Raw genomic sequence first — 13735 nt, 5'->3', positions numbered from 1 at the left:
AGACGCCAAGGTAGAGGGAGAACCGGGGCGGTCACCTGATCGAGATCAAGCTTGAGCCGGTTGAGAGAAGATAGAGATGCACGGATGGTCTCAAGTCTGTCGAATTATGACCTGGACGGTCTTTATAACAGCAGCATAGGATGGCGGCGTTCGAGGTTCATCACCCCAGGTAACAAGGTAAGGCAATTACCAGGAGCTACCATGCAAGATCTACGTCAGCTGCGCTACTTCGTCGCCGTCGCCGAATGCGAAAACGTCGGCCGCGCAGCGGAACAACTGCACATTTCCCAATCGCCTCTGAGCCGGCAGATCGCCCAGCTTGAAGATCATCTGGGCCTGGCCTTGTTCGAACGGCGTAACCAGCGGCTGTTCCTCACCGCCGACGGGCGCACCTTCCTGTCCGAGGCGCGCGGCCTGCTCAAGCACGCCGAGCGCCTGGAGTCCCTGGGCAAGCGCCTGGGGCGTGGCGAGGAAGGCGGCCTGTGCATCGGCTACGTCAACCACGCCATCCATGCCGGCGTGTTGCCTGGCGCGGTGCGGGCGATCCGTGCCGAGCGCCCACAGATCCATATTGCCCTCTACAACATGACCCCGCGCGAGCAGTTCGAAGGTCTGCGCCAACGCAGCCTGGACATCGCGCTGGTCTGCGAACCCCCGCCGGACAACGACCCCGACCTGCTCGCCCGCCCCGTGCTTAACGACCCCATGCTGCTGGCGATCCCGACCGAACACCCGCTGGCGGCCAAGCTCGAACTCACCCCCGCCGACCTGCATGAACAGGAATGGATCATCACCGGCAGCCAACCCGACTCGATCAATAAACGCGACGACTTCATCGCCCGGTGCGCCGATGCCGGCTTCGTCCCACGGCTGTCGCTGGAGGCGACCGACCCCTTGAGCGTGCTCGGGCTGGTGTCCGCCGGACTTGGCCTGGCCATGGTGCAAAGCAGCCTGGCCACCAGCGCAGGCCCGACGGTGGTGCTGCGCGAGCTGGATTGGTTCAGGCCCTGCGTCAGGCTCTGGGCCGCCTGGCACAAGGTGGACCTGCGCCCGATCGTCAGCGTTTTCCGCCGCCAGGTACTGGCGCTGGCTGAGCAGAAAAACCCGGCCTGAGTTCAGGTATCGCTCACCGAGTGCCGACGCGCGAACGTGGCGCGTTCGACCTTGTAAAAGAAGTTTTCCTGCGTGCCGACGGCCAGCTGTTTGATCGACGAGTGGGAGAACTTCCCGCCGATTTTCTCCATGGCCCGTTGCGAACGGATATTTTGCGCCGCGATGTGAAACCAGACCGTGTCGACCCACTGGAAGGCATGCTCGAGCATCAGGCGCTTGAGTTCTGCGTTCGCCCCGCCGCCCCACTTTTCTCGGGCCAGAAAGGTGTAGCCGATAGCAACCTCACGAGTCTTCTCGCTGAATTCGTAATAGCGCGAACTGCCGACGACCTTGCCGCTTGAACGGTCGATCACCACCAACACGCTGTTCGACGTCAGGGCTTCCTTGAACCATTCGCGAAAGACCGTTTCCTGATAACGCGTAGGGCTGGGGTGCTGCGCCCAGATCAAAGGGTCGGATGCGACGTTATACAGCGCGTCAAAATCCCCGGGTTCCAGTGGACGCAGCTCCAGTGAATCCCCAACGATTGACGCAGCGACAGGCAGCGATTGCATCCATGCTCTCCCGGAATCTGAACGTACCCACGTGGGGCACAGGTGCGGTTGATTAAACAGCGCTTGAACTTCCACCGCAAGAACCGGAGTTTCAGCCACTCAACGGGTTCCCTACGCTGTGTTTACGGCCGCGACACCGGTAATGGCCGTCGAACGCAGGAAACCCGCATGAACCGAATCGACACCCTGGATTGGCAAAGTCTCCGCGTGGAGCTCGACCAGCAAGGCTTCGCCGTGCTGCCGGGTTTCCTGGGCCCACCCAACAGGGCGCGGGAACAGCTCCCGGCACTGCTGAACAGCCTCAGGCAGGAGTTTTATGCGCCGCTGGCGCAGATCGCAAACCAATGGAACCTGATCGCCGGACGGCCCTACGGCTTCCCGCTACAACGCTCAACCGATCAGCGGCAACCCTCCTCGCCGCTGATGTGCTTGCGTGAAGGCGAGTCTCTGGCGCTTGGGCAGGCCATCGATGACGAACGGGGGTTTGCGTTTCAGTTGACCGCCCTGCTGTCCTCTCCAGGCCAGGACTTCACCGGTGGTGAGTTGGTGCTGATCGAGCAGCGACCGAGGATGCAGTCACGCCCGATGGTGGTGCCCCTGCGGCTGGGTGATCTCGCAATCATCACCACGGCGCACCGGCCCTTCAAAGGCCGCAAGGGCTACTACCGCGTCACGATGAAACGCGCTATCAGCCGGGTTCGAAGCGGCGAACGGGTCGGGTTTTTCCTGAACTTTCACTGCACATCGGAGCGAGTCCATGGATAACGAGCGTGTCTGGATGCTATTGAGCCGAGCAGGCCAACCCTGCCCCAGCACTCGACCGGGCACGCTGGGCGGCCACCGAACGGGCAAACGTTACGGCACGCTCGATTGCCGAGCGGCGCTGCAAGCGATCGCGCGCGGGGGCTATGTGAAAAACCGCGTATTTTTCCTCGACGAGCCCAACGCAATCGCCGCCGGCTATCGCCCTTGCGCCATCTGCATGCCTGCCGAATATCAGCGATGGAAACACAATGAATCGTCAAAATGAGCTGATGCTCGATAGCCCGGGTGCCCCTGGGGCCAGCCTGGAAGAGCTGGATTGGCGGATAATCGAAGCCGCACTGATGACCCACGGGTTTGCGCGACTGCCACCCTTGCTCAATCGCCAGACCTGTCTGGAGCTGGCGGCGCTCTACTCGAACAGCGAGCACTTTCGCAGCCGTGTCGTCATGGAGCGTCATGCCTTCGGCCGAGGTGAATACCAGTACTTTCGTTATCCCCTGCCCCCCATCGTCGAAGACCTGCGAACTCGGCTGTACAGCCACCTGGCGCCCATCGCCAACCGCTGGCACTCGGCATTGAACGTTGGCCAACGGTTTCCCGAAACCCACAGCGCCTTCAAAGCCGTTTGTCATCAGGCGGGCCAATGCAGGCCCACGCCGCTGATGCTGCGTTATCGGGCAAATGACTACACCTGCCTGCACCAGGACCTGTATGGCGAGCAGGTGTTTCCCTTTCAGGTCGTATTTCTGCTGGATCAACCGGGGCTGGATTTCGAAGGGGGCGAGTTCGTCCTCACCCAGACCCGCGCCAACCAGCCCGGCCAGGCCGAGGTCATCGCGCTTGAACAGGGCCAGGCGTTGATTTTCGCAGTGAACAGCCGACCGGCGCGCTCATCCCGAGGGTTTTGCCGCGTGAATGTCCGCCACGGGGTCAGCCGTCTGCATGGCGGCGAGCGCAGAACCCTCGGGATTATTTTCCACGATGCCAAATGAATGCGCGCCATGCGGGCCGCTGGGTCATGAGCGACTGCCTGCCAAGCGTGTCACGAGAAACAGCGGCGACGACACGTATCGCCTACGATTAAGCGGACCCCATTACCCCGCATCAGGAGAAACACCATGCAGGCCCACAAAACAGCAATCGTCTTGATCGAATTCCAGAACGACTTCACCACGCCCGGTGGCGTGTTCCACGATGCCGTGAAAGACGTGATGCAAACCTCCAACATGCTGGCCAACACCGCCACCACCATTGAGCAGGCGCGCAAGCTCGGCGTGACCATCATCCATATGCCGATCCAGTTTGCCGTCGGCTACCCTGAGCTGACCCTGCGCGCCTACGGGATTCTCAAAGGTGTCGTCGATGCCGGCGCCTTTCGCGCCGGGAGTTGGGGCGCCGAGATCAGCGACGCCCTGAGCCGCGACCCTGCCGACATCCTGGTCGAGGGCAAGCGTGGGCTGGACGCGTTCGCCAGCACCGGCCTGGACCTGGTGCTGCGTAACAACGGCATCCAGAACCTGGTGGTCGCGGGGTTCCTGACCAATTGCTGCGTCGAAGGCACGGTTCGATCGGGTTACGAAAAAGGGTACGACGTGATCACCCTGACCGACTGCACCGCCACATTCAGCGATGAACAACAGCATGCGGCGGAAAACTTCACGCTGCCGATGTTCTCCCAAGCCCTCAAACACACCGCGTTTCTGACGGCACTCAAAGCATCGGAGAATGGCTGACCACCCGCAGCGCCAGGCCTTCGTAGGCATCCAGCGTAAGAGTGAATTCCCCCTCGGCGGTCAGGTCGCCCTCGACCCGTTCGTTGATAATGTCGACCACCGGCCCCGGCGCGATATCCGGCAGGTGCAGGGTTTCGGTAATCGGCGTGGCGCCGAAGTTGAGCGCTGTGATTTGGGTGCCCTTGCTCGCCGGCAATTCGTGAACCATGACCAGCAAGCCCGGATGCTCGACGTCCGGCACCAGGATCTGGCGGCTGGCCGCAATGTCATAGGCGCGGCGCACCGCGAGGATCTTTTGCAGTTGCGAGGCAAACGATTCGGGGTCCTGCAACTGTTCATTGAGATTGCCGTACAAGGTTCGCGCGCGCGGCATTTGCCCCGCCGACAGCTCGGCCTGCGGGTTCAGGTCCACCAGGTCGTAGGCCCCGCGATGAATCCAGCGTGTGTCGCCATCGGCCATCAGGTGCGCCACGTCCTGCGCCGCCAACGGTAATGCGCCCACCAGGTCCCAGCCGGACAAGGCGAACACCCCAGGTTGCATCGCGTTGTACATCGCCAGCAGCAGATGTATCTGGCGGATCTGCCGGATATCGGCAGCGGTAATCGCCTCCAGATCACGAATACCCAAGGCGGCCGTGATGATGCTCGCCGTGGTGCAGGACACCCCGTTGGTCACGAACTTGAGGTTATACGGCGCCTGTTCGCCGGCCAGGCGTTCGTACATCTGCTCGCGGATGTGTTCGCGCAGGATATTGCCGGGGAAGGTCTGGCCTTGATAGAGATAAGTGTCATGGGCGTGCAGGGTCCAGAAATGCACCAGCTCCAGGGTCAGTTCATCGTGGTTCTGTAGCGCGTGGATCAACGAACCGGGGTCGATGCCCTGGCTGTGCATCTCGCGCAGCATCAAGCGCAAAAACTCCGTGTCGCCCACCAGCAAGGCATGCTGGTAGGCCGGCCGGGTGATGAAGTCATAGGAAAGGTCCGCGCCGCCGTGGGACATGGCGGCGATATCGTCCACGGTCAGGTTCAGCTCCTGGAAGCTGAAGCCGCCCGCCTTGCGAATCGCCCCGCCCAGCAACTGGTTGCCGGTGACGGCGAGCGGGTGGCTTTCCGACCAGGCCGTGCCATCAAGCTTGCGCTCCACACCCAGAAAGCCATTGGCGTCCAGGCGCAGGATCTTGGAGCCCATCACATCGATGGCATGCAAGGCGTCACCGATGATCATTTGCTGCGCGGCGAACGAAGGGTCGAGCCAGTTGAGCGAGGGCTGCCCCTCCTTGAAGTAATGCAGGTACACCCAGCGCCGCGGCTTGCCGTCCACGCCTTGCACTACGGGCGTTGCGCTCCAGTCGGTTTCCTTCACTCCCGGTTCGAAGAAGATCACCCGTTGCAGCTGGCCGACGATGTAATGCTTGTCGCGCAAGGCGTCGACCTGGGTCGGGCTGAGGTTCTGCGCATCGCGGCCTGGGGCGACGTCCGGCAGCAACGACCAGTCTTCCTCGCGGATTTCCACCATGTGGTAAAGGCCGGGATAGTCTTCGTAGGCCATCTCGGCCAGGCGAAAATCCGCGCCTTTGCCGGTGTGCGAGGGGATGACGTCATCGATGACCACCGCGTTGTGCGCTGCGGCCATGCGCGTCAACGCTTGCAGCTGCGCGTCGGTGCCCAGCTCCGGGTCGATTTCAAAGCTGATGCGGTCGAAATTGCCGTCGATGGTCGGCGTATGCCGGGTACCGGAAAGCCCGCCGGATTTTTTCAGTGGGCCGTTGTGAATCCCCTGAATACCGATCTTGGACAGCGCATGCCACAGGCTTTCATCCCCCAACGCCTCCAGCACCGTGCCGCCCTCACGGGTCACGATCGACGCCGGGTACGCGGTAAACCACACAGACGACAACGCTGACGCATCACGGGGCCGGGTCTGCGCGTAGGGCTGCTGCCACAGGCGCCCCTGCCCGGAATACAGCTTGGCCCGCTGGCGTGCCGCGTGCAGCATCGATTGCTCAACCAGCCAGTTCACATGATCGTTGTCTACCGCCGTCATAAGCCTGATACCTGTGTGGTGAAAGGGTATTGGTAAGCATAGGAGGGTCAACGGCGGTCATTCGTTGCATTGCGTTGGCGCTAACTATCGCAACTGCCGATATTGGCGCGGGGTGAACCCGGTCGACGCCTTGAACTGCCGGGTAAACGCACTGTGGTCGGTATAGCCGCACTGCAATGCCACATCGGTGATCGGCAGTTCGGTATGCAGCAGCCGATGGGCGTTCTCCAAGCGCACCTTCTGGATCATCTGGCGCGGCGTGAGGTGGAAGACACGCTTGCAATAACGCTCCAGCTGCGCCACGGAAATGCCGGCAATGCGCGTCAACTCACCGAGGGTGACACGTCGATTGAAGTTGTGCCGGATATACTCGTCCACAGCGGCCAGCCGCTGATAGGCCGGATGTTTTTCGCTGGCCGACTGCAGGTCAACCGAAATGCCCGCCAAGCCGATGATCTGGTGTTCGTGGTTATACAAGGGCCATTTATGGGTCAGGCACCAACCCGGCTCGCGAGTGCCATACAGGTGCAGTTCCAGCTGATCCTCAAGCACAAAGCCTTGTTCCAGCACGCGCCGATCCTGTTCGGTGTAACCCGGCCCCAACTGCGCCGGAAACACTTCGGCGCTGGTCTTGCCCAGCAGCGGCTGCAGCTGTTTGAGGCCGCAACGTTGCACCAGCGTGTGGTTGGCGAGTACGTAACGGGCGTCGACATCCTTGATGAAAATCGCGGCATTGGGAATCACGTCCAACATCGGCAACAGCTGCGCCATACCCGCCAGTAGCTGTTCGATGCTGTGTGGGCGTGCCCCCTGGAGAAGGGCCGTAAACGCGCTCTGCATCATGATTTCAACCGCTCTTTTGGGCTTTGACGCCGAGCAGATTGCGCCATGTTCGCACGCCTGTCGAGCGCGGCAAATTGTGCCGAATTCGTCATTCACATCCGCGTAAAACATCAATCGCCGCCACCCTTGATGCGTTCACGATAGCGCCACTGCATGCCTATCCAATAACTCACAAGAAGGCGCCGCCATGTCTGCTCAAGGCAAGTTCAAGAAACAACTTTCACTGATGGACCTCACCTTTATCGGGCTGGGCGCCATCTTCGGTTCGGGCTGGTTGTTTGCGGCCAGCCACGTGTCTGCAATCGCCGGCCCCGCAGGGATTTTCTCCTGGTTGCTGGGTGGCTTCGCGGTGCTGCTGCTGGGCATCGTGTACTGCGAACTCGGCGCCGCTTTGCCCCGAGCCGGGGGTGTGGTGCGCTACCCGGTGTATTCCCACGGCCCACTGCTCGGCTACCTGATGGGTTTTATCACGCTGATCGCGTTTTCCAGCCTGGTGGCGATTGAAGTGGTTGCCTCGCGCCAATATGCGGCGGCCTGGTTTCCCGAGCTGACCCAAGCCGGTTCCAGCGACCCGACCACCCTTGGTTGGCTGGTGCAGTTCGCCCTGCTGTGCCTGTTTTTCATCCTCAACTACCGCAGCGTGAAAACCTTCGCCATCGCCAATAACCTGGTGAGCGTGTTCAAGTTCATCGTGCCGCTGCTGGTAATCGGCGTGCTGTTCACCTTCTTCAAGCCGGAGAATTTCCAGGTGCATGGCTTCGCACCCTTTGGTCTTTCGGGGATTGAAATGGCCGTGTCAGCCGGCGGTGTGATTTTCGCGTACCTGGGCCTGACGCCGATCATCTCGGTGGCCAGTGAAGTGAAGAACCCGCAACGCACGATTCCGATTGCACTGATCCTTTCGGTGTTGCTGTCCACCGCGATCTACGTGTTGCTGCAAACCGCCTTTCTCGGAGGTGTGCCGACGCAAATGCTCGCCGACGGCTGGGCCGGGATCAGCAAGGAACTCGCCCTGCCGTATCGTGACATCGCCCTGGCGCTGGGTGTGGGTTGGCTGGCGTACCTGGTGGTGGCCGACGCAGTGATCTCCCCCAGCGGCTGCGGCAATATCTACATGAATGCCACACCGCGTGTGGTGTACGGCTGGGCGCAGACCGGCACCTTCTTCAAGGTCTTCACCCGCATCGATGAAAAGTCCGGCATCCCGCGCCCGGCGCTGTGGCTGACCTTTGGCTTGTCGGTGTTCTGGACCCTGCCGTTCCCCTCCTGGGAAGCGCTGATCAATGTGGTCTCCGCCGCCCTGATTCTCAGTTACGCGGTAGCCCCGGTGACCGTCGCCGCGCTGCGCCGCAATGCGCCGCACATGCTGCGTCCGTTCCGCGTCAAGGGCATGGCGGTGCTCGGCCCGCTGTCGTTCATCATTGCCGCACTGATCGTGTACTGGTCCGGCTGGAGCATCGTGTCCTGGCTGCTCGGCCTGCAAATCCTGATGTTTGCGGTGTACCTGCTGTGTGCCCGGTGGGTGCCGACTACGCACCTGAACCTGCAGCAGCAAGTGCGCTCGTCGGCCTGGCTGATCGGTTTCTACGCGGTGACCATCCTGCTCTCCAAGCTCGGCAGTTTCGGTGGCATCGGCGTGCTCAGTCATCCATTCGACACGCTGGTCGTCGCGGCCTGCGCCCTGGGGATTTATTACTGGGGCGCCGCCACCGGCGTGCCTGCGCACCTCGTACGCCTGGAAAACGAAGACGACGAAAGCGAAGCCGTCAGCGCCACGCACTACAGCGCCCCCCTGTCCCCGGCTACCCCTTGATGGAGCGTTTTATGAAACGGTTGCACGTTATCGACTCCCACACCGGCGGCGAACCCACACGCCTGGTCATGGACGGCTTTCCTGAACTGGTCGGCGATACCCTCGCCGAAAAACTCGACTATCTGCGCACCCATCACGACCAGTGGCGCCGCGCCTGCCTGCTCGAACCGCGTGGCAATGATGTGCTGGTCGGCGCGCTGTACTGCGCGCCGATCACACCCGGCGCGACCTGCGGGGTGATCTTCTTCAATAACGCCGGCTACCTCGGCATGTGCGGCCACGGCACCATCGGCCTGGTGGCCTCGCTGTACCACCTGGGCGATATCGCCCCCGGCGTCCACCACATCGACACGCCGGTCGGCCCGGTCGCCGCCACGCTGCACGCCGACGGTGCCGTGACCCTGCGCAACGTGCCGGCCTATCGTTATCGCCAGGCCGTGTCGGTGCAGGTGCCTGGGCATGGCGTGGTGCAGGGCGATATCGCCTGGGGCGGCAACTGGTTTTTCCTGGTGTCGGACCACGGCCAGACGCTGCAGATGGATAACGTCGACGTCCTGAGTGACTACACCCGGACGCTGCTCAAGGCGCTGCGCACCCAGGGCATTTATGGCGCAGACGGTGCCGTGATCGACCATATCGAGCTGTTCGCCGATGACGCCCAGGCCGACAGCCGCAACTTCGTCATGTGCCCCGGCGGCGCTTACGACCGCTCGCCTTGCGGTACCGGCACCAGCGCCAAACTCGCGTGCCTGGCCGCTGATGGAAAACTCGCCGAGGGTGAAACCTGGGTGCAAGCCAGCATCACCGGCAGCCAATTCGAAGGCCGCTATGAGTGGGACGGCGAACACGTACGCCCCTTCATTACCGGCCGCGCCTATATGACCGCCGACAGCACCTTGCTGATCGACGCACAGGACCCTTTTGCCTGGGGCATCTGAGCCCCCCGCCTCTTCAACTGAACGGAGCTAGAACAATGAGCGACAATATCTTCACCGGTTGCATCCCCGCCCTGATGACCCCGTGCACTCCAGAACGCAAACCGGATTTCGATGCGCTGGTTGCCAAAGGCCGCGAACTGGTCGATATCGGCATGAGCGCCGTGGTGTATTGCGGCTCGATGGGCGACTGGCCGTTGCTCACCGAAGCCGAACGCCAGGAAGGTGTGGCACGCCTGGTGGCGGCCGGGGTACCGACGATTGTCGGCACCGGCGCAGTGAACAGCCGTGAAGCGGTGGCCCACGCAGCCCATGCGGCCAAGGTCGGCGCCCACGGTTTGATGGTGATTCCCCGGGTGCTGTCGCGTGGTGCCAGTGCCACTGCGCAAAAGGCCCACTTTGCGGCGGTCCTCAAGGCGGCGCCGAACCTGCCAGCGGTGATCTACAACAGCCCTTACTACGGTTTCGCCACCCGCGCCGACCTGTTCTTCGAACTGCGCCGCGAACACCCGAACCTGATCGGCTTCAAGGAATTCGGCGGTGGCGCGGACCTGCGTTATGCGGCGGAAAACATCACCTCCAAAGACGATGACGTGACCCTGATGGTGGGTGTCGACACCCAAGTGGTCCACGGTTTCGTCAACTGCAACGCCACCGGCGCCATCACCGGCATCGGCAACGCGCTGCCTCGGGAAGTGCTGCAACTGGTCGCACTGAGCAAACAAGCCGCCAAGGGCGACGCCAAGGCTCGACGCCTGGCCCGTGAGCTGGAAGCGGCGCTGGGCGTGTTGTCGTCGTTCGATGAAGGCTGCGACCTGGTGCTGTATTACAAGCACCTGATGGTCCTCAACGGCGAGCGGCAATACGCCCTGCACTTCAATGAAACCGACGTACTCAGTGACGCTCAACGCCGTTATGCCGAAAACCAGTACGCCCTGTTCCGCCAGTGGTACGCCAACTGGTCGGCTGAACAGAACGTCGCCTGAGCCTTTCGCGCCGCCGTGACGGTCATGGCGGCCCCTTCCTTTTTTGCAGGACGACTCCATGACTCTGACGGGCAGTATGCTGATCGGACAGCACGCCGTTTACGGCAATCGCGAAGCGATCCGGGCCATCAACCCCGCCACCGACAGGCCGCTGGAGCCCGCCTATCACGGCGGCAGTGGCGAGCACGTCGAACGCGCCTGTGCCCTGGCCTGGGCGGCGTTCGACACCTTTCGTGAAACCTCGCTGGAGGTTCGTGCGAGCTTTCTCGAAAGCATTGCCGAGCACATCGAGGCGCTCGGCGACGAACTGATCGAACGCGCCGTGGCCGAAACCGGCCTGCCGCCCCAGCGCATCCAGGGTGAGCGCGGCCGTACCTGCGGGCAATTGCGCACCTTCGCACGCACCGTGCGTGCGGGTGAATGGCTGGACGTACGCGTGGATACCGCTGAGCCTTCGCGACAACCGCTGCCGCGTGCGGACCTGCGTCAACGCCAGGTGCCGCTCGGACCGGTGGCGGTCTTCGGTGCGAGTAATTTCCCGCTGGCCTTTTCCGTGGCCGGCGGTGACACCGCGTCGGCCCTGGCGGCGGGATGCCCGGTGATCGTCAAGGCCCACGGCGCACACCCGGGCACCAGCGAGTTGGTCGGGCGCGCAGTGGCCCAGGCGGTGAGCGCCTGCGGTCTGCCGCCAGGCGTGTTCTCCCTGCTGTACGGTTCGGGCCGTGAAGTGGGAATCGCGCTGGTGACCGACGCACGGATCAAGGCCGTCGGCTTTACCGGCTCGCGCAGCGGCGGTCTGGCCTTGACCCAGGCTGCGCAGGCGCGGCCCGAACCCATCCCGGTGTATGCCGAGATGAGCTCGATCAACCCGGTGCTGCTGTTCCCCGCAGCGCTGCAAGCCCGCGCATCCACGTTGGCTGAGGGCTTTGTGGCGTCGTTGACCCAGGGGGCCGGGCAGTTTTGTACCAACCCCGGTTTGTTGATTGCCCGCGCAGGCGAGGCGCTGGATCGCTTCATCGGTGCCGCGAGCGAGCGACTGCAAGGCTGCACGGCGCAGACCATGCTCACGCCCGGCATTTTCAATGCCTATGCCACCGGTGTGAGTGCACTGGCGGAACATGCACAGGTCGTCGCCCGGGGGTTGCCGGCCACCGGTCCGAACCAGGGCCAGGCGCATCTGTTCATCACCCAGGCCGACGCGTTTCTCGCCAACCAGCACCTGCAAGCGGAGATCTTCGGGGCCAGCGCCCTGCTGGTGGTGTGTGCCGACGATGTGCAAGTGCGCCAGGTGTGCGAGCATCTGGAAGGCCAGCTCACCGCCACCCTGCATCTGGAGGCAGCCGACCTGGCCAGCGCCAGCGCCTTGCTGCCGGTGCTTGAACGCAAAGCCGGGCGCCTGCTGGTCAACGGCTGGCCGACCGGCGTGGAAGTCTGCGACGCCATGGTCCACGGTGGCCCGTTCCCGGCGACCTCCGACGCCCGCAGCACCTCGGTGGGGACGGCGGCGATCCTGCGTTTCCTGCGCCCGGTGTGTTATCAGGACTTCCCGGACAGCCTGCTGCCCCACGCACTTGAGCAGGCCAATCCGCTGCAGCTGCGGCGCTTGCTCAACGGCCGGAGAGAGGTGTAGCCATGGGCGCTTCCAACACGGTCGATATCACGGTCGTCGGCGCCGGCATTATCGGCGTCGCCTGTGCCCTGCAATTGGCGCGTCAGGGCCGTCGCGTGGTGGTGGTCGACCCCCAGGACCCGGGCATGGGCGCCTCTTATGGCAATGCCGGGCACCTGGCGACCGAGCAGGTGTTTCCGATTGCCGATAGTTCGATCCTTAAGCGCCTGCCGGCCATGCTGATGGACCCCATGGGCCCCTTGCGCCTGGACTGGAAATACCTGCCGCGCGCCCTGCCCTGGTTTGCGCGCCTGCTGCTGAACCTGCGCCCGGCCAGCTACCGGCGGACGGTGGCGGGCATCCGTGCGCTCAATGAGGCCAGCCTGGGGGCCTGGCAGCGCTTGCTGCAGTCGATTGAACAAGCGCAACTGCTGCGTGCAGACGGCTCGTTGCTGGTGTATGAACGCGCCGAGTCGCACGCAGCCATTGAGGCGTTGCGCGAGCGAATGCAGCAGCAAAACGTGGCGGTGGCGGTCTGGTCAGGCGATGCGGTGCGCCAGGCGGCGCCGCAATTGAGCGATAGCATCCAGGGTGCGCTGTTTTTTCCAGGCACCGGCCACTTTCTCGACCCTTTTCACGTGGTTGGCGAGCTGGTCAAGGCCGCCAAGGCCCAGGGTGTGCAATTTCTCAAGCAGCGCGTCGTGGATGGGCGTGTCGAGGCCGATGGCGTCTCGTTGATGACGGACCAGGGCGTGCTGACGGCGCGCCAGGTACTGATTGCCTGCGGTGCGCATTCGGCCCGGCTCACCACTGCGCTGACCGGCAAAAAAGTCCCGCTGGACACCGAGCGCGGCTATCACCTGATGCTGCCTCATGAACAAGACCGCCTGCCGTTCGCCGTCACCTCCTTTGAGCGCAAGTTCATCATGACGCCCATGCTCGGCGGCTTGCGCCTGGCAGGCACGGTGGAATTCGCCGGGCTGCTGCGCCCGCCGAATATGCAGCGCGCCTGGCAATTGCATCGCTTGAGCCAGGGCTTGTTTCGCCAGGACCTGAGTACGCAAGGCGCCACGCCCTGGATGGGCTTTCGGCCGTCTTTGCCCGACTCTTTGCCGATTATTGATCGCGTCGCTGATGGCAAGGTGCTGCTTGCGTTCGGCCATCAGCATCTGGGGCTGACGCAGGCGGCCGTTACGGCGGAAATGGTCGTGCAACTGCTCAAACCTGAACCACTGAACCCTGGGTTACCGGCTCAGGGAGCCTACCGGTTGGAGCGTTTCTAAAAGTCGAGCTTCAGCGAGACTGCGAAGGCGGTGTGTCAGGTGACGTCTCTATCGATT

The 13735-nt window shown here is 63.0% G+C and carries 13 protein-coding genes; 10 read left to right on the top strand and 3 right to left on the bottom strand.

Annotated features, from left to right (window positions below):
• The first annotated feature begins 201 nt into the window (after positions 1 to 201).
• Positions 202 to 1113, top strand: coding sequence for a LysR family transcriptional regulator (locus C9383_RS23250; protein ID WP_090370888.1), 912 nt, complete (start codon positions 202 to 204; stop codon positions 1111 to 1113).
• 2 nt (positions 1114 to 1115) lie between these two features.
• Here the strand turns inward: C9383_RS23250 and C9383_RS23245 are convergent, their stop codons facing one another.
• Positions 1116 to 1667 carry a GNAT family N-acetyltransferase gene (locus C9383_RS23245; protein ID WP_090370885.1) on the bottom strand — a complete coding sequence of 184 codons (552 nt, stop codon included), beginning with the start codon at positions 1665 to 1667 and terminating at the stop codon, positions 1116 to 1118.
• Positions 1668 to 1835: 168 nt separating this feature from the next.
• Between C9383_RS23245 and C9383_RS23240 the strand changes: the two genes are divergently transcribed.
• The 4 genes from C9383_RS23240 (at position 1836) to C9383_RS23225 (ending at position 4165) form a co-directional block, all read left to right on the top strand.
• A complete protein-coding gene (locus C9383_RS23240; protein ID WP_090370883.1) occupies positions 1836 to 2432 on the top strand; it encodes a 2OG-Fe(II) oxygenase in 597 nt (198 codons plus the stop codon).
• Complete coding sequence (locus C9383_RS23235; RefSeq protein WP_081086939.1) at positions 2425 to 2697, top strand: Ada metal-binding domain-containing protein; 273 nt, start codon at positions 2425 to 2427, stop codon at positions 2695 to 2697. Before C9383_RS23240 ends, C9383_RS23235 begins: the two co-directional genes overlap by 8 nt.
• Positions 2681 to 3424 carry a 2OG-Fe(II) oxygenase gene (locus C9383_RS23230; RefSeq protein ID WP_090370881.1) on the top strand — a complete coding sequence of 248 codons (744 nt, stop codon included), beginning with the start codon at positions 2681 to 2683 and terminating at the stop codon, positions 3422 to 3424. The genes C9383_RS23235 and C9383_RS23230 overlap by 17 nt, the downstream gene beginning before the upstream one ends.
• A 126-nt stretch (positions 3425 to 3550) precedes the next feature.
• Entirely contained in the window at positions 3551 to 4165 is a 615-nt protein-coding gene (locus C9383_RS23225) for a cysteine hydrolase family protein (protein WP_090370879.1), read from the top strand.
• Here C9383_RS23225 and treS read toward each other — a convergent pair.
• Both treS and C9383_RS23215 read right to left on the bottom strand, forming a co-directional pair.
• Complete coding sequence (gene treS / locus C9383_RS23220) at positions 4143 to 6209, bottom strand: maltose alpha-D-glucosyltransferase (RefSeq protein WP_090370877.1); 2067 nt, start codon at positions 6207 to 6209, stop codon at positions 4143 to 4145. The genes C9383_RS23225 and treS overlap by 23 nt on opposite strands.
• An 84-nt stretch (positions 6210 to 6293) precedes the next feature.
• Positions 6294 to 7052, bottom strand: a complete 759-nt coding sequence (locus C9383_RS23215; protein WP_090370875.1) for a helix-turn-helix transcriptional regulator — start codon at positions 7050 to 7052, stop codon at positions 6294 to 6296.
• Between the two features lie 187 nt (positions 7053 to 7239).
• Between C9383_RS23215 and C9383_RS23210 the strand changes: the two genes are divergently transcribed.
• From C9383_RS23210 to C9383_RS23190, 5 genes are read left to right on the top strand one after another with little or no spacing between them, the layout of a single operon-like run.
• On the top strand, positions 7240 to 8865 hold the full coding sequence (locus tag C9383_RS23210; protein ID WP_090370873.1) for an APC family permease: 1626 nt from the start codon (positions 7240 to 7242) through the stop codon (positions 8863 to 8865).
• 11 nt (positions 8866 to 8876) lie between these two features.
• On the top strand, positions 8877 to 9803 hold the full coding sequence (locus C9383_RS23205) for a 4-hydroxyproline epimerase (RefSeq protein ID WP_090370871.1): 927 nt from the start codon (positions 8877 to 8879) through the stop codon (positions 9801 to 9803).
• A 35-nt stretch (positions 9804 to 9838) separates the two neighbouring features.
• The gene (locus tag C9383_RS23200; protein WP_090370869.1) at positions 9839 to 10786 is read left to right on the top strand and encodes a dihydrodipicolinate synthase family protein; all 948 of its coding nucleotides are present in this window, start codon (positions 9839 to 9841) and stop codon (positions 10784 to 10786) included.
• Positions 10787 to 10844: 58 nt separating this feature from the next.
• A complete protein-coding gene (locus C9383_RS23195; protein ID WP_090370867.1) occupies positions 10845 to 12416 on the top strand; it encodes an aldehyde dehydrogenase (NADP(+)) in 1572 nt (523 codons plus the stop codon).
• A gap of 2 nt (positions 12417 to 12418) precedes the next feature.
• Positions 12419 to 13678: an NAD(P)/FAD-dependent oxidoreductase gene (locus tag C9383_RS23190; protein ID WP_090370864.1), complete on the top strand. Its 1260-nt coding sequence runs from the start codon at positions 12419 to 12421 to the stop codon at positions 13676 to 13678.
• Positions 13679 to 13735 lie beyond the last annotated feature (57 nt).

The sequence above is a fragment of the Pseudomonas palleroniana genome (genome assembly GCF_003031675.1).
GTDB classification, from domain to species: Bacteria; Pseudomonadota; Gammaproteobacteria; order Pseudomonadales; family Pseudomonadaceae; genus Aquipseudomonas; species Aquipseudomonas palleroniana.
Note: the sequence above shows the minus strand (reverse complement) of the source record. Positions and strands in the feature narration are given on the sequence as shown.